14 protein-coding genes are annotated in these 20,833 nt (G+C 38.1%); 7 read left to right on the top strand and 7 right to left on the bottom strand.

All coding sequences use genetic code 11. The features are described 5' to 3' along the window. Positions 1-583, top strand: a 583-nt coding sequence (locus MED217_RS09430) for an endonuclease/exonuclease/phosphatase family protein (RefSeq protein ID WP_009780282.1), incomplete at its 5' end; no start/stop codon positions are given. Here the strand turns inward: MED217_RS09430 and MED217_RS09425 are convergent. Next, positions 572-1,195, bottom strand: coding sequence for a WbqC family protein (locus MED217_RS09425; RefSeq protein WP_009780281.1), 624 nt, complete (start codon positions 1,193-1,195; stop codon positions 572-574). The genes MED217_RS09430 and MED217_RS09425 overlap by 12 nt on opposite strands. Positions 1,196-1,428: 233 nt before the next feature. Between MED217_RS09425 and MED217_RS09420 the strand changes: the two genes are divergently transcribed. After that, a complete protein-coding gene (locus tag MED217_RS09420; RefSeq protein WP_195891559.1) occupies positions 1,429-3,684 on the top strand; it encodes a response regulator in 2,256 nt (751 codons plus the stop codon). On the opposite strand, the gene MED217_RS09415 is transcribed toward MED217_RS09420, so the two are convergent. Both MED217_RS09415 and MED217_RS09410 read right to left on the bottom strand, forming a co-directional pair. Beyond that, positions 3,673-4,194 carry an ExbD/TolR family protein gene (locus MED217_RS09415; protein ID WP_009780279.1) on the bottom strand — a complete coding sequence of 174 codons (522 nt, stop codon included), beginning with the start codon at positions 4,192-4,194 and terminating at the stop codon, positions 3,673-3,675. The genes MED217_RS09420 and MED217_RS09415 overlap by 12 nt on opposite strands. A 55-nt stretch (positions 4,195-4,249) precedes the next feature. Next, entirely contained in the window at positions 4,250-5,530 is a 1,281-nt protein-coding gene (locus tag MED217_RS09410) for a carboxypeptidase-like regulatory domain-containing protein (protein WP_009780278.1), read from the bottom strand. A gap of 165 nt (positions 5,531-5,695) precedes the next feature. Between MED217_RS09410 and MED217_RS18530 the strand changes: the two genes are divergently transcribed. Continuing rightward, entirely contained in the window at positions 5,696-6,487 is a 792-nt protein-coding gene (locus MED217_RS18530) for a hypothetical protein (protein WP_050759322.1), read from the top strand. Positions 6,488-6,585: 98 nt separating this feature from the next. Here the strand turns inward: MED217_RS18530 and MED217_RS09400 are convergent, their stop codons facing one another. Next, entirely contained in the window at positions 6,586-6,852 is a 267-nt protein-coding gene (locus MED217_RS09400) for a hypothetical protein (protein ID WP_040532710.1), read from the bottom strand. 174 nt (positions 6,853-7,026) lie between these two features. On the opposite strand from MED217_RS09400, the gene MED217_RS09395 reads away from it, so the two are divergent. Further along, the gene (locus MED217_RS09395) at positions 7,027-12,018 is read left to right on the top strand and encodes a translocation/assembly module TamB (protein ID WP_009780274.1); all 4,992 of its coding nucleotides are present in this window, start codon (positions 7,027-7,029) and stop codon (positions 12,016-12,018) included. Next, positions 12,008-14,302, top strand: coding sequence for a translocation and assembly module lipoprotein TamL (gene tamL / locus MED217_RS09390; RefSeq protein WP_009780273.1), 2,295 nt, complete (start codon positions 12,008-12,010; stop codon positions 14,300-14,302). The genes MED217_RS09395 and tamL overlap by 11 nt, the downstream gene beginning before the upstream one ends. Positions 14,303-14,305: 3 nt before the next feature. Here tamL and MED217_RS09385 read toward each other — a convergent pair whose 3' ends face one another. The 3 genes from MED217_RS09385 to MED217_RS09375 form a co-directional block, all read right to left on the bottom strand. Then, positions 14,306-15,037, bottom strand: coding sequence for a phosphatase PAP2 family protein (locus MED217_RS09385; protein ID WP_009780272.1), 732 nt, complete (start codon positions 15,035-15,037; stop codon positions 14,306-14,308). 81 nt (positions 15,038-15,118) lie between these two features. Further along, a complete protein-coding gene (locus MED217_RS09380) occupies positions 15,119-16,075 on the bottom strand; it encodes an ion channel (RefSeq protein ID WP_009780271.1) in 957 nt (318 codons plus the stop codon). Between the two features lie 278 nt (positions 16,076-16,353). After that, a complete protein-coding gene (locus MED217_RS09375; protein ID WP_040532706.1) occupies positions 16,354-16,908 on the bottom strand; it encodes a sugar O-acetyltransferase in 555 nt (184 codons plus the stop codon). A 354-nt stretch (positions 16,909-17,262) separates the two neighbouring features. Here MED217_RS09375 and MED217_RS09365 point away from each other — a divergent pair, with 354 nt between their 5' ends. Together MED217_RS09365 and MED217_RS09360 are read left to right on the top strand one after the other, a co-directional pair. After that, positions 17,263-18,207: an aldo/keto reductase gene (locus MED217_RS09365; RefSeq protein ID WP_009780269.1), complete on the top strand. Its 945-nt coding sequence runs from the start codon at positions 17,263-17,265 to the stop codon at positions 18,205-18,207. Between the two features lie 108 nt (positions 18,208-18,315). Beyond that, complete coding sequence (locus MED217_RS09360; RefSeq protein ID WP_009780268.1) at positions 18,316-20,769, top strand: zinc-dependent metalloprotease; 2,454 nt, start codon at positions 18,316-18,318, stop codon at positions 20,767-20,769. Positions 20,770-20,833: the final 64 nt, after the last annotated feature.

The following is a 20,833-nucleotide window of genomic DNA, read 5'->3' as shown; positions in this document are numbered from 1 at the left end:
AGGAGCTCCAGATTTGGATTATCCTTTTTTTTATAATGGAATTAATGTGAACAATAAGTCTAAAAGTCAGGCGGTTTACTCCAAATATAAGATTGTAAATCAGGGTTCATTGAATTTTGAAAGCTCTTTTAATAATGCCATTTTTATTGATATCCTAAAAGGAAAAGATACCCTACGCGTGTATAATATGCATATGCAGTCTCTCGCTTTAACCCCACAATTAGGCGCGTTAGAACAAGAGAATACTAAAAGCTTAGTAGGGCGTCTGGGAAGAGCATTTAAGAAACAGGAAGACCAAGTCTATAAATTCTTAGCGCATCAGGCGGAATGTCCCTATAAAAAAATAGTTGCCGGAGATTTTAATAACACGGTGTTTTCTTATACCTACAATAAGATTAGAGGAGATAAGAAAGACGCTTTTGAAGAGCAGGGGAGCGGCTTCGGTCGTACTTTTATTTTTGATGTAATTCCCTTACGGATTGATTTTATTCTCACAGATCCTGAATTTAAAACTCAAGCTTTTCAGAATTTTGATGTGGAATATTCAGATCACTTTCCTATTATGGCTGTCTTAGAGCTTTAGCTCTAAATTTTGTAAATACGGAAGCGCCTCAGGACCTAGATTAAAAATCAAATCCAATACAGTCAAGTGTGGTGTAAAACCATTTTCTTCAGCAAAAACTTGTCGGTACTCCGGAATGCTTATTCTGTTCTTACGTTTGGCGTTGGCTAAAAAACGATAATCCAAAGCATCAGAGTATTCAGCCTGATAAACTTCAGTTTCAGTATATTCTATGTCTACATCCAGCATTTCAAAAATACAATCCATCGTGGCTTTGTTAAGCTCTAGTAAAGACTGGTATTCAGTATGAAAGATGGGATATAGATCATCTTCATAAAATTCAAAAAAAGGAGAAGTACGATAGGCGATTACTATAGATCTCCAATGTTGCCGCTGCCAAAGAAAGTTATTTTCAATTTGAGCTTCAGCCGTTTTTTTATGGCCTTGCGTTTTAGTGTGCTTAATGGGGATGTTGAGGAGCAGTTGTCCATTGGCCGTAGCGATATACATTCGGTTTCTAAAACTCTGTTTCTGATAATTATCGCAAACTTCAATAGTTAACTGTTCTGCTTGAAGCATAGCAGCCGTAGTTACAATATCTGGAAAATAAGTAGGGTTAAGAACACAAGTCATAAGTGCTATTTAGGCCGGCAAATATACTTTAATTTTTCTGCCAGATCGAAAACTTAATAGACTGCTGTTGTATTTTAGTAAGAATAGGATTACATTTTTGATGATCATCTAAATTTGATATTCAACAATGTTATTGCTAAACGATAATAATATTATTTTTATGCTTAAAAACGAGATAGTTAGATGTATTATGACGCAAAAAAATGTATTTTTGTCTATATTTTTTACAACAGTTGAAAAGACTACTTACATTATTTATTTTTCTTAGTGTCATTGGGGCTTATGCAAACTATGCATTTGAGCCTGCTAAGCTTGTAATGCAGGAGCAAGAGCGTCTCACCATGCATCAACGCTTAATGAAGCTGGGAGAACTTTCTGATAGTCTTGAGTATGATCGCAGTATAGAAATGGCTTCAACCTTGATCACTGAAGCAAAACAGAAAAATGATAATCGTTATTTATTTCATGGTTATAATTATCTCAGTCTTACCTACGATCTGCTAAGTGATACTATTCCTGCATTAGATTACGCTGAAAAAGCCTTGCATTACGCTAAGTTATCTAAAAATGATACTTTAATATCCTGGGGACTAAATAATCTTGCCGCTAGTCTTGCGTATTTTCCAAAGCGAAAAAATGAAGTTTTAAAACTCTACAAAGAGTCTTTGGTCATTCAACGGCGTCTAAATGATGGCGAATTTATAGATGCAGCACTTAATATTGCAGAGCTTTACCGAGACGATGGTAACTATACCATGATGTATCCGTATCTCAAAGAGGCTCAGGATTCTTATGATCCTGAATCGTTGTACTATGACAATCCCAAAGCTTATCTTGATATTTTGTGGGGTGATTATTACAAAGGCTTACAATTTGATAATAAGGCTTTAAGCTATTATAAAAGTGCTTTTGAATTGGTTGAGGCCGGAAAAATGGAGTATCTGGCGCTCGATTTTTATGATCGTTACGCTAAGTTTTTAGCCGAAAACAATAAGCCCGAAGAAGCTTACGCTGTACATCAGCGCTATTTTGATTATTACAGCCATAAAGAACGGACCAAAGCTACAGAAACCGTTCAACTTGCTCAGGCGCGACTAGAAGCCGAAGAGTTACGCCGCGAACGCAACGACGCCAAATTCAAACAAGAAATCTTAGACCAAAATTTAAAACGCAAAAAAACACAGTCGGTTTTGCTGGGTTCGATTATTGGATTGATGGTATTGTTCTTGGCCTATTTGTTTTATAGTGAAAAGTTACGCTTGGGGCTTATCAAAAATCTTAAGGTTAATAACAAACACCTTAAAAAAGCCAAGGAGCGCGCAGAAAAGAGTGAACGGGCTAAAACCAAATTCTTTTCTAATTTGAGTCACGAGATGCGAACTCCTCTTTATGGAGTGACCGGGATTGTTTCTCTTCTAGAAAAGAGTGAGGCATTTAAAGATTATAAAGAAGAGATAGGTTCTTTAAAATTTAGTGCAGACCATTTACTAGAGATCATTAATGACTTGCTTGATCTTTCAAAATTAGAAGATGAGAGTTTTAAACTGGTTAAAAAGCCATTTAATATTAAATTATTAGCCGAAGAATTGGTTACTAGCTTTGAACAACACAGTCTTAAAAACTCTAATTGTAAAATCATTTGTGATGTAGATGCTTCGATTCCTAATTATGTAGTGGGGGATTCAAGAAGAATTTCGCAAATTCTATTAAATATTTTAGGTAACGCAGTAAAGTTCACCCCAAAGGGTGTGATTGCTTTACGTTTAAAAGATCGCTTATTGCCATCAGGCAAACATGCGATCTATTTTGAAGTGGAAGACAACGGGATTGGAATTCCGCAAGAAATGCACGAATCGATCTTTGATGAATTTAGTCAAATCGATGAGAAGTCTACAGCTAATAAGGGAACCGGTCTTGGATTACCTATTGTACGTAAGCTCTTGCTCAAAATGGGTTCAGATATAGCGCTTAAGAGTGAACCGGGTAGAGGTAGTACCTTTAGTTTTGTTATCGAATTTAAAGAAGCTACGTTACTCGAGGTTATAGGCAAGCTCAAGAAGGAGGAAAGTGAAGATGCTGAAGCTTTTGTTGCAGATTTAACCAATCAACGTGTTCTTATTGTTGACGACAATAAAATAAACCGAATGGTGACCCGTCGTGTACTCGAACGACAACATGCTGAAGTTTTTGAAGCGCAAAATGGGGAAGAAGCATTGGCTTTAACTCAAAAGAGTCATTATGATCTAATCTTGATGGATATCAATATGCCGGGAATGAACGGTTATGAGACTTCTAAGGAAATTAGAGCCTTTGACAAAGAAATCCCAATTATTGCTTTAACCGCTGCAGAGGCAGAATATATTAGAAAAAAAGCTAAGGAATATGGTATGAATGATGTGATTACCAAACCTTATAACCTTAGCCAATTTTCAAAAGTTATTGTAAAAGAGTTAAAAATCAATACGCTGATAACCGGATCACCTGTTTAAACCGGAAGCTTCAGCCAATTGAAGCGGGTATTGTTTTAAGACTAATTTTCGCTCTATTCCATTCAATTCATTAAAAGGTTTGTCAAACTTAAGTTTGCTGTAATCCTCTCGCATTGTAGCATAACCTGATTTAATTTGATCCAAAACCTTCACATAGTCGCTGTAAGGAACATCTCTCGAGCAGGTAAATTGAATTACCGCTTTATCAGGTGAGGTTGCGCCTTCAATTGAATTACTTGCATTATCGACAAATCTAATGACCTCCTCTGCAATAGCATTTACGACAACTTCTTCTTGCTGAAGCATAATTGCGCCTTCATGATTGATAGCAATTGACAAAAGATTTTGCTTGGCTATATCTGTGCTGCAATCCTCTGTTTCACAGGGTTTGGGTAATGTTTGATCCAGACCAGCATCATTCATTATTGTTGTGGTCGTCAAAAAAAAGATAAGCATCAGGAAGGCGATGTCTGCCATAGATCCTGCATTTACAGTAGTAGATGTTCTCATAGTGATATGTTTTAAAATGAATATTTAAAAAACATATCAAGTAATATGCCTAAAATCAGTCTCTTCTGATTTGTCGCTGAATTTTATCTATTGCCTGCTGAATGGATTTTTCAGGTTCGATAACATTATAGGCACCCCAAAAATCAGGATCTCTAAAACCGGAAACCTCGTCTGCTAGAATGGTATTGGCTTTAAATTTTGTCTTATTGGTAATGTTTTTAGGACCAAGTTCATTCTCCCAATCGGTTATGAGCATCTCACTGCGAATACGGTATTTGTTATTGAATAATTTACGCTTCCAATTGACTACAAACTCCAGCTGAACATTGCTGTAGCTGTAATACCATTTTCCATCAGTATTGCGATAATCTACACGGTAGCTTATTTCTGTAGGATAGACCTTGACACGGTTTGGTTTCCGTTTTACAAATAGGGCAGAAGCGCGTTTTCGGTTTTCAACGTTCATATTGTAAATCGCATTGGTTAACGCAAAAGTTTCGGCTTCTATATAAAGTTTTCCAAAGTACAGCGGATCTAGAATATTATCTTTTTGTTTAAAGTTGACCACGTAAACCAGCTTTCCATCATTGATTAAAGGTTCGCCAAAACTGAAATCATAATTAGATAAGGTTTCCGGAGTCATAAAATATTCTGGATACTTAATCAAATCTGCATATAGCGCGTTTAATGGACCTCCTTGTAGTTTTATGGCGAGTGTGTCTAAACGGTTGTAATTGGTGCTTTTCCGGGCCTTATACACGCCCACTAAGTCTACCGCTGAACTTGTATACGGACGTTTTTTAATAGCGACTACTGCTTCTGCAAGAGAAGCACTTCTGTTGCGTTTGTTAATGGCTTCCCGATAAAATGCAGTCATATAAGTCTCTGTGTCCAAATAATTTTCTGAGCGGTTCTTAAATACTTTAGCAACTAAGGTTTGTGCATCTTTAGGACGTGTGATACTTACTTCGTCTAACTCATACATCTGAGGCGTAAGGGAGATGGTATTACCTTCTTTATTCAAATCGGCCAAGATCACTAGTAATTTTTTATAGCCGGGATAGGTGAGCGCAACTTTAGCGTTGGGCATTGCTTCATCAAGTTTCAGTAGGAAGTTCCCTTCGCTGTTAGTAACTGTAGCAATATTGGTCCCTGCAATCTCAAGATTTACAAAAGGAAGTTCGTCTCCTGTATTGGCATCGATCACGGTACCTTTATATTCAATAATTCTTTGATTTTCTTGACCAAAAGTTTGAACACAACAAAAAAGAAGTACCATACAAATGGAAAAAAATCTGCTAAACAGAACCAAATCTTTAAATCTGTAATTTTTCATAGCTTATAATACATTTTTGTCTTTTGAAGATACGAATAATTAAGAATAATTCAATAGTAGAATTCGGAAAAAGCTTGGGCTGGCACGATTTCTGTTAATAGTTTAATCCTTAGTCAAATTCGCTTTATAGGCTTGCTAAGGAATATCGACTAAATAACTTTAAATTTGTATGACATCTACGTAACAACTGCAGATTTTATACGTATTTGTAGAAGAAGAATTACCGAACCTATGAAAATTAAGAATAATCAAATACATCCGTTTGCGCTCAAGTGTATCTTAAGCGGAATATTCTTGATTCTTAGTTTTGGCCTTCAGGCACAAATAGATAGTAAATCAGGTTCCTTTAAGATTCCTGCTGTGGTTGACACCACCGGAACTCCAACTGCGATTCCTGCTGAAAACGAAGCAAAGCCAGATTTAAAACTATCGCGTGGGGGATTACAATTAGATGCTCAAGGTAAGCTTAAAGAACGACCCGAGTTGAAGGCTCCGGAGTCTTTAGACTTTTATATGATGAAACGTGAGGATTTTGCAGATGCCGGGCAAAAATATACCGATATGATGAATGAGCGTGAGGCAAAGCGTACACGAGACCGCACCGATAAGCCCGCGCATCAGTCAGATCAAGATTTGGGTACGTTTCACAGCGGAGCACAACAGGTAAAAATTATGTGTAGAGATTACCAGTTTGTTGATGGAGATCGTGTTGCGGTTTTGGTGAATGACGAAGTTGTGGTTCCAAGCATCTGGTTAACCGAAACCTGGTCAAGCTTTTATCTGCCGTTAAAAAAAGGATTCAATAGAATTTCGTTTAAAGCCCTGAATCAAGGCTCTTCCGGTCCTAATACCGCATCATTTATTGTTTATGATGATGCCGGAAATGTGATAAGTTCAAATGAATGGAACTTACTCACCGGAGTAAAAGCCAATATTATGATCGTAAAGGAAGAATAAACTACATCAAATTAAGCACAAGGTTAAAGAAAACCACTGCGCCGCTAATAAAAAAAGCCATCTCATCGATGGCTTTTTTATTTTTATTTTTGAGGTTTTTATAATTTACCTTTTTGTTCCTCAAGATTATTATTTCTGGAACCTCCTTGACTGTACAATTTATTTTCTTCGTCCTTGAGGTTGTTTTGATCTGAACCTGTGGGAATATCCAGGTCACTTCCCGTAAAATCAACATCTTTTTTACGATCGCGCAATTGCTCATCAACGCCGCCATCTTTATGAATGTTTTTCTGATTTAAAAGATCTAAGTCTTCTTTGGTTAAATCAGGATTATAATCTGCTTTTTGCTTTTCTTTTGTACTCATAACTTTTTCTTTTGATAAAAGGTAAAAAATATACAAGGTTATCTTGGTGTCTTTAACTGCGTATATAGAAAACTATAACAAGGTTTTAATACTCGCGAAGCCCTATGACCTTTGTATTAATAGTATTTTAGCTTTTTAAAGCGCAAACAGCTTAACACGCGCATTTTTAATTCTATGAGTAGTAAAAGCAAAAGAATTTTAATAAAAACCCTCAAAATTTTAGGTAAAATTCTTGGGGTCATTTTGCTGCTATTGCTCTTGATCGTACTTTTTGTTCGCAGTCCGTGGGGACAGGGAATTATCGTAGATAAGGTGGTCAATTATGTTGAGGATAAAACGCAGACTGAAGTAGCCATTGAGAAACTCTTTATCACTTTTGATGGAAATGTCTCCTTAGACGGTCTTTACCTAGAAGACAAGCAAGGAGATACATTGGTATATAGTAAACACCTGGAAGCCGAAATACCGCTTTGGTCTATTATTAACGGTGGTGGAATAGGGATTAACGATGTTAGTTGGCAAGGTTTACGGGCAAACATTATACGGAAGGATTCGGTGAATGGATTTAATTATCAATTTTTGATCGATGCTTTTGCTACTGCAGATACTACTTCAGTTTCTCAAACACCACAAGATACTACAGGGATTCAGCTTAATTTGGGTGATTTTGAGTTTTCTGATTTTGAAATCAAATACGAAGATGCTGTTAGCGGAATGATCGCTGATCTTGATTTGGGCAATTTAAGCCTGCGAATGCAAGAAACAGATTTGGAGCGCATGATTTTTGATGTGGCAGAAACACGCATTCAAAACACTCAAGTGGTTTACCGACAAACCAAACCTTTACCACCTTCAACAGATACTACGGAAGTTCCTTTACCTATTATAAACATTGGGGATCTTGTTTTAGATCAGGTGAATTTTGAGTACGATGCTGCACCTCAAGGTATTCAGGCGCAAGGTGAGATCGCATCTCTGGAAACGCAAATCCCGTTGATCGATTTACAGGCCAATGTGATCACAGTAGACCAGTTTTTACTGAATAATTCAGCCATCGCGCTTGATTTAAAAACGATAGAAAATGAGGATTCTTCCACCGAAGTTAAAGCGAATACCAGCGAAAGCATTTGGCCTCCGTTTACAATAGCCGTCGACCATATTGGTTTAGCCAATACCAAAATTGATTATACTCTTGACGGATCCAAACCTTCTTCCGGGCGTTTTAATCCCAATGCAATTGCACTTTCTGATCTTAATCTGGATCTTGAAGCGGTCTCGCTTAAAGAGCAGCGGTTAGATGCGGTATTGAATACGTTGAATTTTAATGAAATTTCAGGAATCACATTAGAGCAACTGGCATTAAATCTTTCTGTTTCAGATACACAGTTGGGTGTGAATGATTTGGCTTTTCAGTTGAATCAAAATGCACTTGAAGGATCGCTTCAGCTTGATTATTCGAGTCTGAACACGTTGATTGAAAAACCAGGAGATGCCAGAGTGAACCTTAATTTACCCAGCGTGGTTCTAGATATAAATACGCTTTTTAAAATAACTCCGGAATTACGATCAAATGAATATTTAGCAACCTTAAGTCAGCGCTTACTTCGCGGGCGGTTGAATCTTTCCGGCAAACTCGATGCGATTGATGTAGCGCCGACGCGTTTTAATTGGGGTCGTCAAACCAGCCTTGCCATTCAGGGTAGTATTTATAATGCTTCAGCACTAGACAATTTAGCTTTCAATCTTCCGGTGTATTCTGTGACAAGTACCAAAGCAGATATAGAAAAATTTGTTGCAACCGATTCTCTTGTAGTTCAGTTTCCGAAGAATATACAATTGAAAGGTTCTTTAAAAGGAACCACTTCCCGAGCGATCACAAAAAGTACCTTGACCACGACAGATGGAATTGTCACCCTTGACGGAAGGGCAAACTTTGGTGACAATATCGACTTCGAAGGTAAAGTAAATGCATCAGAAGTCAATTTGGGTAAACTTTTACAAAATGAATCTCTTGGTTTTGTGAGTCTTAATCTTGACGCAGAAGGAACAGGAAATTTTATAAATAATCTTGATGCTCAGGTTAGCGCTCAGATTGATAGTATACAATTCAATACGTATACATTTCAGGAATTAGCGCTTGAGGGAAGTTTTCAAAATGGAGTAGGAGATTTGAATTCATCTTATAAAGATGACAATTTAAATATGACCCTCGCCGCTGAAGTTATCCTCGATTCTATCGCTTCAGAAGCAAAGCTTGATCTTGATCTTATAGGTGCAGATTTGCAGGCTTTAGGACTTACCAGTCAAGGTATCAAAGCTGCATTTCACCTTAATGGAACGTTTAAAGGAGATCCTGAAGATTATCAAATCAAAACACAGATCAATAGAGGAGTTGCTGTTTATGACAATAGGGCGTATCAGGTTGGAGATCTTGATATTGCAGCTTTTGTTAAACCCGATACCACATCGGTTGATATTAGCAATCGCATTTTAGATCTTGATTTAGAATCAAATGCCAACCCTCAACAGTTTATAGCTGCTTTACAAAATCATTTTAAACGCTATTTAGAAAAAGATCCGGTACTCGATTCTATCGCAGACCCTGTTTTAATGAACATCACAGGTTCTATACATCAAGCTCCGATTTTGGGTGAAGTGTTTGTTCCTAATTTGAGAGAGTTAGACACGGTGAATATTGCAGTTGAATTTGATGAATACAAGCGTACGTTTAATGCTGATATACAACTGCCATACATCAATTATAGCGGATATACCATTGATAGCCTTGCCTTTAAAATGGTTTCTAATAAAGAAAACATGGATTTTGGCTTTGGTCTTAAAGAACTCACTGCAGGGCCCGTCGATATGCAAAATACGCGCATAGGCGGAAGGGTGACTAATAGTAAAATGTACATTGATTTTCTATCGCAGCACGAGGGCGAAAAGCTTGTTCACGTATTGTATAAGCTGGCGCTGGAAGAAGATAACATCACGATACAAATAGATCCTGAAGATTTTATTTTAAATAAAAAGCAATGGACGATCAACCCGGATAACTTGGTCACGATGACCAAAACCAATACGGTTTTTGAAAATTTCGAAATGTCCTATAACAATCAGCGTATTGTAGCAGGAAACGATCTTCAAGGCGTCTCCAAAGAACATCTGGGTATCAATTTTGAAAATTTCAAACTCGCCAATATTATGAGTTTGCTCAATCCCGATACTTCCTTGGCACGAGGAAAGCTAAGCGGGCGCTTTGCTATTGAAGATCCGTACAACGCACCGGGGATGATCTTAGATTTGAATATTAATGATTTTGAAGTCCTGGAGACCGATATGGGCGTCCTTACTGCAAAAGGAAACTCTTCTAGCAGTGCTGAATATGATTTTGAACTGGCTATAAAAGAGGGGGCGGCAGACCTTGATTTACAAGGCAGTTATGTTGCTAATACTGATGCAGCACGACTCGACATGAACTTAGATCTTAATCGTTTTGACGTAGCTGCACTTGAGAAATTTTCCTTTGGTGAAATTTCAAATGCAAGCGGAACCATCAGTGGAGCGATGAAAATTGACGGAAATACCACAACTCCGGAATATTCTGGAAGTTTCAACTTTAAAGAAGCAGAATTTGAAGTTACCAAACTCAATGCTTCCTTTTTATTAGCAGACGAGCAAATTGACCTGGACAACAAGGGGATAGATTTCGACGACTTTAAAGTGTTAGATAAAAATCAAAATTCAATTGTAATCAATGGTTCAGTGGGAACGGAAAGTTTCATCAATCCTACTTTTGATCTCAACCTCAAGGCAGAAAATTTTACCGCTTTAAATTCTACTAAAGAAGATTTTGATTTAGTGTACGGAAAAGCCGTTTTTGATGCAGATGCTCAAATCACCGGAGATCTTAACTTGCCAAATGTGACTTTGGATCTAACCGTAAATGCTGAGACCGATGTGACCTATGTGCTGCCACCTTCAGAAGTTCAGATAGAGTCAAAAGACGGTGTGGTACTTTTTGTTAATAAAGAAAATCCTGATGCGATCTTGACTAATAATGAAGAGGAGTCGTATACCGCATCCGGGTTTACGATAGATGCTGATTTTGGTATTGAAAAAGGCGCAATTTTCAATTTGGTCATCGATGAGCAGACCGGAGATAATTTTCAAGTGAGTGGTACCGGTGATTTTGAATTTGATATGTATCCTAACGGAAGAATGACTTTGAGCGGACGCTATGATGTTACAGATGGTCATTATGAGATGAGTTTATACAATCTCGTCAATCGCCGTTTTGAACTGGCTCCCGATAGCCGTATTACGTGGACGGGTGATCCCTTTGACGCAGATCTGGATATCAAAGCTTTTTACAGGGTGGAGACTTCAGCCAGCGGACTTATGGCTTCTCAAACCAGTGGTGCAGATATGAGCACGCAGATGCAGTTCCGTCAGGAAGTTCCGTTTCAAGTGTATATCAATATTAACGGGGAGTTGATGCAACCGCTGATCAATTTTAACCTTGATATTCCTGAGGGTAGTAGGGGCGTTGCCGGCGGACAAGTGTATAGCAGAGTTCAGCAGCTTAATCAGCAAGAAAACGAACTCAACAAACAGGTGTTTTCGTTGCTGGTTTTAAATAGATTTTTCCCCAATTCCTCTACAGACGGCAGCGGCGGTGGAACAGCTGCGATCGCTCGTGATAACCTCAATGATGCGATTTCAGACCAATTGAATATGTTCTCAGATAAGCTGCTTGGCGATACCGGTTTTGATCTCAACTTTGGTTTAGACAGTTATACCGATTATCAGGGCAATGCACCTACAGACCGTACGACTCTTGATATAGCTGCACAAAAGCGATTGTTTGATGATCGTGTGGTAGTAAGTGTGGGAAGCGCTGTAGACTTGCAAGGAAGCGGAAATACAGATAATGGGACGGCTCCTGTAGTAGGAAATGTTTCTATTGAATATCTATTGACTGAAGATGGTCGTTATCGTTTACGAGGCTATCGAAGCAGTCAGTTTGAAAATATTATTGACGGACAAATAATTGTAAACGGTATTTCCTTATTGTTTACCCGGGAGTTTAACAAGTTTACTGAACTCTGGCAATCTATGTTTCCTGCAAAAACGGAAGAAGAAGACGATACGAATGAAGAATAATAAGGTGTTGATGAATAAAGTTTTAATAAGATCGCTTGTTGCGATGCTTTTTGTTATGGTATTGTATGGCTGTTCGGTAGAACGTTTCATTCCTGAAGACGAATATTTGTATACCAAAGAAACTGTTAATATTAGCCCTGATACGGTTGTAGAAAACCTGGAAGCAATCCGTACCGATCTTAAAGCAGCATTGCGACCACAGCCTATAAATTCATTTTTGGGCGGTTATCCCGGCTTGTATTACCACTATAAAGCTCAACGTGAAAAACCGGGGTTTATAAATAAATTTTTGAATAAGAAATTTGGAAAAGAGCCGGTTTACGCTTCAGATATAGAGACCTATGAGATGGAGCAGATACTTTTAAACCGCCTGGAGAACAAAGGCTATTTTTATAGTATTGTAAGTTCAGAAATTGTAAGAGATACCAGCGATAAAACAGCTGAGGCCATTTATAGTTTAAGACTTGCAAAACCTTATAGACTTCAAACCTATCAATTAGATACCGATACGCTTCCGGTGTATTCGAAGATCAAAACTTCGATGAATGAAACGCTTTTAAAATCTGGAATGAATTTCGATTTAAGCGCAATGAAATCAGAACGCAACCGAATTGATTCCTATTTGAAAGAAGAAGGCTATTACAATTTTAATAGTGGGTTTTTAATTTTTGAGACCGATACCAATCAGTATAGAAATAAACGATTTGATTTGTATCTACGATTGAAAAAAGATGTACCTCAGAAAGCTGTCGTTCCGTATAAATTAAGTAAAATCAATATATATCCTAATAATCGGGTGGATGTTGATAGTGCAGCATTAGATACTACCAGATATGCAGAAAAGAATTTTATTCAAGATGAAGAATATTTTAAGCCAAAACGTTTAGACCCGTATGTGTTGCTTGAAGAAGGGGATCTTTACAGCCCCGCGAAGTCTAAAGCGACAGGAAGACGTCTAGGAAATATAGGAGCTTACAAGTTTGTAAACATCCGTTATGACGAGATTAAAGGTTCGTCTGAAGATAGCCTCGGCCTTTTAGAAGCAAACATTTACCTATCACCGTTAAAAAAGCGAGCTATACGCGCAGAAGTCAAAGGAGTTACTAAATCCAACGGTTTTTCGGGTCCCGGTTTAGGTCTTACGTTTGTGAATCGAAATTTATTTCACGGCGGTGAAACCTTAAATATTTCGCTTGACGGGGCTTATGAAGTACAAGCCGGAGGTTCAGATAGCAATAGTGGTTCTACAAGTTTGCAATTGGGTTTGTCTGGAAAACTCATTTTCCCGAGAATGCTTTTCCCTGTCGAAATTTCGAAGAACTATTTTAAATATGATATTCCTAAAACTAAAATCGAACTAGGAATAGCGTATTTAAATCGTACGCAGCTCTTTACATTGGGATCTGTAGAATCTAAATTCGGTTATATCTGGCAAGCCAATAAATACGTAACCCACGAGATCAATCCGGTATCGATAAATTATGTTTCATTGGCAAATACAACCGAAGAATTTGAAACGATTTTAGATGAAAATCCATTCTTACGTAGCAGTTTTGACCAACAGTTTATTTCAGGATTAACCTATTCATTCATTTATAACGGAATGGTAGATACCGGTAAAACCCATCAATTTTACCTCAATACCAATTTTGAAACCGCAGGAAATAGTTTGAGTTTAATCGCTGGCGGCGAACGACCACAAAGCATTTTTGGACTGGAATACGCTCAATTTGTACGTTTGGATACTGATATTCGCTATCATTTCAATTTTGCTAAAAATCAAAAAATCGCAACACGCTTATTTGCGGGGTGGGGAGTTCCTTATGGTAATTCTGATGTGATCCCGTATTCCAAGCAGTATTTTTCCGGAGGGCCCTATAGCGTGCGTGCATTTAGAACACGTTCTTTAGGACCCGGAACCTTTCAACCAGAAAACAGCGAAACTTTCAGCTATTACGATCAAACCGGGAATTTAAGATTAGAGGCAAATTTAGAATACCGTTTTCCGCTGATTAGTTTGTTACAAGGAGCAGTTTTTGTAGATGCCGGAAATGTCTGGAATACTACAGACAACGAGGCGCTTGAAGGCGATACTTTTACCAGTGATTTTATGAATCAATTAGGTATTGGAGGTGGCTTCGGAATGCGTGTAGACATTCAAAATTTTGTAATTCGTTTGGATCTGGCAGCGCCCTTTCACGACCCTAGTTTAGCTGAAGGACAACGCTGGTCTTGGGATTTTGAAAATCCTATTCTCAATTTTGCTATTGGTTATCCTTTCTAAAACTTACTTGGTACGCGGATCGCGCTGAAATAATTCGATCACGTTAAAGAGTAAAATGCAAAAAATAACCCAGATCAATCCCGCGATAAAACCTCCGGCAATATCTGACGGAAAATGAACTCCTAGATAAATTCGGCTTATGCCGATGCTTAATAGTAAAAAGGCAAAGAAGAGTATGGCAACAACTTTCAAAATGCGATTCATTTTGAATTGCGTAAACAGATAAATAAGAAAACCATAAAAAGCCATAGCACTCATCGCGTGACCGCTGGGATAGCTTAACGTTTCTACCGAAACTAAATGTTCTATACTCGGACGAGCACGATCTATAAAGCGTTTTAGAATCACATTAGATATCGCGGCAAGTAAGAGCACCAGTGCTGTTTGCGCGACGTATTTCCAGCGCTTGAAAACGAAATAAGAAATACATACAAAAAGTCCCATAACTACCAAGTATCCATAAAGATCACCTACATCTGTCACAAACATAAAATACTTTGTAAGCGCCGGCGTACGAAAAGAGATCACATAATCAGTCACCGCGGTATCCCATTTATTGAGCATTTCAGACTCTAAGGTATCGGTTAACTCGATAAATGCATTTACTCCTACAATTACAACGATCAGTGCAATTAAAACAGTCAAGAGATACGGAAGTTTTGCATCATACTGTTGAAATTTATCAGAAAGCAGCGTTCTGATTTTTGAAATAAACTGATAGAGTGATTGTCTCATAAAATGTTATAAACTTCTACTATTGTGTAGTATTACAAACATATCAAACCAAAAATGCTTCCTCAGATTTTTATTATAATTTTAATACTGATTGAGGTTTGCGTTTTCGGTATGATCAATTTTACTGATGTCTACAGCAATACCACCATCATTATGATGGCTCATCAGGTAAACAAATTTGGCTCCCCATTCAATTTCAGAATATTTATAAGAAGTACGGGAGTAAACCGATTGTGAGAAGGTGTCATCAAAGGCTTTCAAGGTGACAATGATTTCAGCATCTTTATACATCAATTCTTCACGCGAAAGATTATAAAACGGACTTTCTGTAGTTATGGGATGAACGATCGTCCAGGCAGCCGGTAAGAAAACCACTTTAGATCGCTCAAGATCCAACGGAAAGAAATTTCTAAGGTTAGAATCGTCGCGTAGCATAGAGAGGGCAACGCTAGCTTCTAATTCGAGTAGCTGATTCCCGTGCGGATTCACGACTCTAAACATAAAACCGTTGATGTCTTGATAAGGGGCGATCACCGCTCCTTTACTGTATTTAAGTTTCGCTGCGGGTTTAGAGAATCTACCGTAAACCATACCGGTTGCCAAGGCAAAACCTAAAAGACCCAGCATAGATTCTGTAGCAGCAACGATATTTGTTAAAATTCCTGTAGGTGCAACCTGACCGTAGCCTAGTGTGGTAATGGTTTGAGCGCTGAAGAAAAAAGCTTCGGTAAACTGTTCAAATGGTGTTGTACCATAAATTCCGGTGAGGTCTTCAACGCCAATGAGCATATAAATGCTTGCGAACAGTATATTAATACAAAAGTAAGTAGCAAGAACAACGATCAAAAATTTGGTCCAAGACATGGAAACCAGTGTATGAAAAAAGTTGATTTTTTCAAGCAAAGGCACATTGTCTTTTCTTATATTAAAAGTACCGTCCTTATTTATTACCCGATAATGGCCAGAGGTCGCTTTTTCCCCAAGTCCAAAATCGTTGTACTTTTTTTTCTCGTAAGCTTCCGGTTTCTTTTCAGCCATAAAAGAAGTATAAGTCTTCTAATTTAGAAACTATTTTTTTATTGGCACCGCCAAAGGGTCAATTACTCCGTCCCGACAGCTATCGGGATGCCGCGAAATTGAACATTCGTTTCCCAACAATGCCTTATGGGCCTGCCTTTGTCGGTAGACAGGCTTGCCCTGAGGGAGTTTACTAACGTCCCAAAAGGGTTTAATATTCTATTTCTATAACTGTGGGGATGTTGTGAAATTAAAAATTTACTTTAAGGAACATTTTATGAGTTTGCTCCAGAAGTAATTTATTGATTGAGTTTCTTCACCACTTTTGCGGGACTACCTACAGCAAGAGTGTCTGCAGGAATATCTTTGGTCACCAGAGAACCTGCGCCAATCACCGCCCGGTCTCCAATAGTCACTCCGGGGCAGATGGTTACTCGACCGCCAATCCAGCATTCTTCGCCAATGCTTACCGGTGCACAGTCTTCCCATTCGCGACGCTCTTTAATTTCTAAAGGATGTCTTGCAGTATAAATATGTAAGCCTGGAGCAATAAGCGTTTTTCTTCCGATAGTCACTTTAGCACCGTCTAAAATGGTAGCTCCAAAATTGATAAAAACACCTTCTCCTGCAAAAATGTGATCACCATAATCACAGTAAAAAGGCGGTTCTAAATGAAGGTCTGAAGCTGCATTAGGACAAAGTTCATTTATTGTTTTCTGAAAGTTTTCGGTATAATATTCAGTTACATTCAGTTTATGTAAAAGATGTTTGGTTTTCTTCCGTAGCGCAATCATTTCTGGAGTATGCGCATCATAGGGCAAGCCTTCAAACATTTTCTGTTTTTCAGTTTTCATTATATTGAGGTAAAAAGAAGAAAAGACTTTACCATACTGTAAAGCCTAAATATTAGGTTTCAAAGGTTTTTACAGCACGTCAAATACAAATCCGAGCAGCCAATATAAAACAATAAAAACCACGATGGTACCAATACATCCACATCGACCGCCACCTATTTTTTTGGCGCCATAACCTGCTATAAGAGCTCGCAATAATTTTTTCATAATAATGGAATAGGTTGTTTGATTACTAAAGTACTACGTTATGCTCAAGCGATGTTTCTTTTTATACAGATTAACAATACTTTAAAAGCAGCTAGGCACCGACTGGTTTAGTGCTTTTGTAATTTTAATTTTTCAAGAAATTAAATTATGACAACTCAGGATAGAACACGTTTATTTAAAATGCCACCAATAGTTTTTGGAGGAAATGTTTTTGGCTGGACTGCAGATAAAAAAATGTCCTTTTATTTACTGGATGCGCTTTTAGAGCGTGGACTTAACGTAATAGATACCGCCAATGTGTATTCTTATTGGGGAGAAGGAAATTCAGGTGGAGAAAGCGAAACCGTAATAGGGCAGTGGCTTCACGAAAGAAAAAATAGAGATCAAGTGATCATCGCTACAAAAGTAGGAAGTCCCATCGGTGACGAATCAAATAATCTATCTGCAGCATATATAAAAGAGCAAATTGACCTTAGCTTAAAACGGCTGCAAACAGATTATGTGGATATCTATTTTAGTCACAAATATGATGAAAGCGTCACCCAAAGGGAAACATTAGCAGCCTACAAGCATTTGATTAACGAAGGAAAGGTAAGAGAAATTGGCGCTTCTAATTTTCCGTTAGCAGTTTTGAGGGATGCGATCGAATTATCGAAGGCCGAAGATTTACCGATGTATAACTATGTTCAGCCGCAATATAATTTGATGGAACGAGAAGGTTTTGAAGGGGATTATCAACGGCTTTGTATTGAAGAAAACCTGAAGGTGATAAGTTATTTCACTTTAGCATCAGGTTTTTTAACCGGTAAATATCAATCGGTCGAAGAAACTTCTGGAAAAGCCAGAGAGCGCTTTGTGAAAAAGTATTTTACAGCCAAAGGCAATCGCGTTTTAAAAGCCTTAACTGCGCTCAGCAAAAAATATAATTGCTCAGAGGCGGCTATTGCTATCGCTTGGACTATTGCACAGCCCGGAATTACAGCACCCATCGTTAGTGCTACCAAAATAGCTCATTTAGAGGCTTTTGATCAGGCTTTAAAACTTAACCTTGATCAGGAAGCGATTGATTTATTGAAAGATGCCAGTGCGTAATTGCTCTTGCAAAATATTTTTACGAAGTATTAAGAAAAGGTGTTAAGACAATCTTAACACCTTTTTATGTTTAAGTATATTAAATTGGCGCAACTCTAAAATTGAATAATGAAATTAAAACTTTACCCCATTGCGACTTTTGCGCTCGCAATGCTTACGGTGAACTGTGCGAGTACTAAGCAGAACAAAAAAAGTGCAGCAGCCGAAACAAAAAAGGAAGAGTCTAAAGGCGACTTAAAACCCTACAACAAAGTAATTACCAAAGAGGCCGTTACCGACTCAGGTCTTTTTACTATTCACAAAGTTAAGGACGATTATTTCTACGAAATTCCCGATACTATTTTTGATCGTGAGATGTTGATGGTAACGCGTATTGCTAAAACCGCATCAGGTATCGGTTTTGGTGGAGGAAAAGCCAACACTCAGGTATTGAGATGGGAGAAAAAGGACAAAAAAGTACTTTTACGAGTAGTTTCTCACGAAATTTTTGCTGCAGATTCACTTCCGATTCATGAGGCCGTAAACAATTCTAATTTTGAACCTGTACTTTTTTCTTTCGATGTTAAAACCATCAATAAAGACAGTACAGCTACAGTAGTTCAGGTTAATGATCTATATTCAGATGATGTACAGGCTTTAGGATTACCAGGATATTACCGTGATGCTTACAAAGTGCGTAACGTGGATAAAGGCAGAAGCTATATTGAAAGCCTTAAAAGTTATCCTTTAAACATCGAAGCAAGACACGTTAAAACCTATAACGCAGGTAATCCACCAAGTAACCAAAGCGTAGGGTCTATTACTGTTGAAATGAGTAACAGTATGGTTTTATTACCTAAAGAACCTATGGAGCGTCGTTATTTTGACCGCAGAGTAGGTTGGTTTGCACGTGGACAGGTAGATTACGGTCTTGATGCGCAAGAAAGTAAAACCGTTCGTTATTTGGACCGTTGGAGACTTGAAGTGAAGCCTGAAGATGAAGCTAAATTCAAAGCAGGTGAACTCGTTGAGCCTAAAAAACAAATCGTTTACTACATTGATCGTGCAACACCTAAAAAATGGGTACCATTTATAAAACAAGGAATTGAAGATTGGCAAGTTGCCTTTGAAGCAGCAGGTTTCAAAAATGCAATTATTGCTAAAGAAGCTCCAACTGTAGAAGAAGATCCAGATTGGTCTCCAGAGGATGTACGTTTTTCAACGGTACGTTATTTGGCATCTCCAATTCCTAATGCAAACGGACCTCACGTAAGTGACCCGCGTAGTGGTGAGATTCTAGAATCTGATATTAACTGGTATCACAATGTGATGACCCTTTTACGTAACTGGTATTTCGTACAAACAGCTGCGATCAATCCAGAAGCACGTGGTGTTGCATTTAAAGATGAGATTATGGGACGTTTAATTCGTTTTGTGTCTTCTCACGAAGTTGGTCACACCTTAGGTTTACCTCATAACATGGGAAGTAGTGTAGCGTATCCTGTAGATTCATTACGCTCTAAAAGCTTTACAGAGAAATACGGTACAGCACCATCAATTATGGATTATGCACGGTTTAACTACGTAGCACAGCCAGGAGATGAAGGCGTTTCTATGATGCCAAATATTGGAATCTATGATAAATATGCGATCAATTGGGGATATCGTCCAATTCTTGATAAAGAAGGAATGGAAGAAAAACCTGTTCTTGACCAATGGATTCTAGAGCATGCCGGAGATCCTATGTACCGTTTTGGTGCACAGCAGTGGGATGTTGTTGATCCGAGTTCACAAACTGAAGATTTAGGAGATGACGCTGTTAAAGCGAGTAACTACGGTATCGAAAACTTGAAGCGTATCGTTCCTAATCTTATAGAATGGACTGCTGAAGATGGTAAGAATTATGATGACTTAGAAACATTATACGGTCAAGTGTTGACTCAGTTTAACCGTTATATGGGCCACGTAAGCAACAACATTGGAGGCGTTTATCAGTATAACAAAACCTACGACCAAGATGGAGCTGTATTTGTGCCGGTTCCTAAAGAGCGTCAGGAAGAAAGTCTTGCATTTTTACAAGAGCAATTATTCAGTACTCCAGAATGGATGATCGATACTGATATTCTCAATAAAATTGAAAATAATGGGAACATCGAGCGCATCCGCGGATTACAAGTACGTACATTAAATAATGTTTTAGACTTTGGTCGTATGGCTCGTATGATCGAGAATGAAACACTTAATGGTCGTGAAGCGTATAGCCTTACTGAAATGATGAACGATTTGCGTTCAGGAATCTTTAGTGAGTTACGTGCTGGAAGAAAAATAGATACGTATCGCCGTAATTTACAACGTGCCTATGTTGATCGCTTAGAATACTTATTGACTGAAGAACAAGAAGGACGTCGTAATTCTACAAGTGTTAATGTAAGTCAGTCTGATATCAGATCAATCGCACGCGCCGAGTTAAATACCCTAAAACGCAGTGTAAGAAGTGCTATTGGTAGAACTGGTGACAGCCTTAGTCGTTATCATCTACAGGATTTATTAGAGCGTATAGATCTTATTCTTGATCCAAGATAAAAGTTAGCAACACAATTAATTGTAAGAAAAAGACCGGTTTTATAAACCGGTCTTTTTTTGTTTT

This window comes from Leeuwenhoekiella blandensis MED217 (genome assembly GCF_000152985.1).
Classification (GTDB): Bacteria; Bacteroidota; Bacteroidia; order Flavobacteriales; family Flavobacteriaceae; genus Leeuwenhoekiella; species Leeuwenhoekiella blandensis.
The sequence above is the reverse complement of the archived record's forward strand: the minus strand, read 5'-3'. Positions and strand labels throughout refer to the sequence as shown.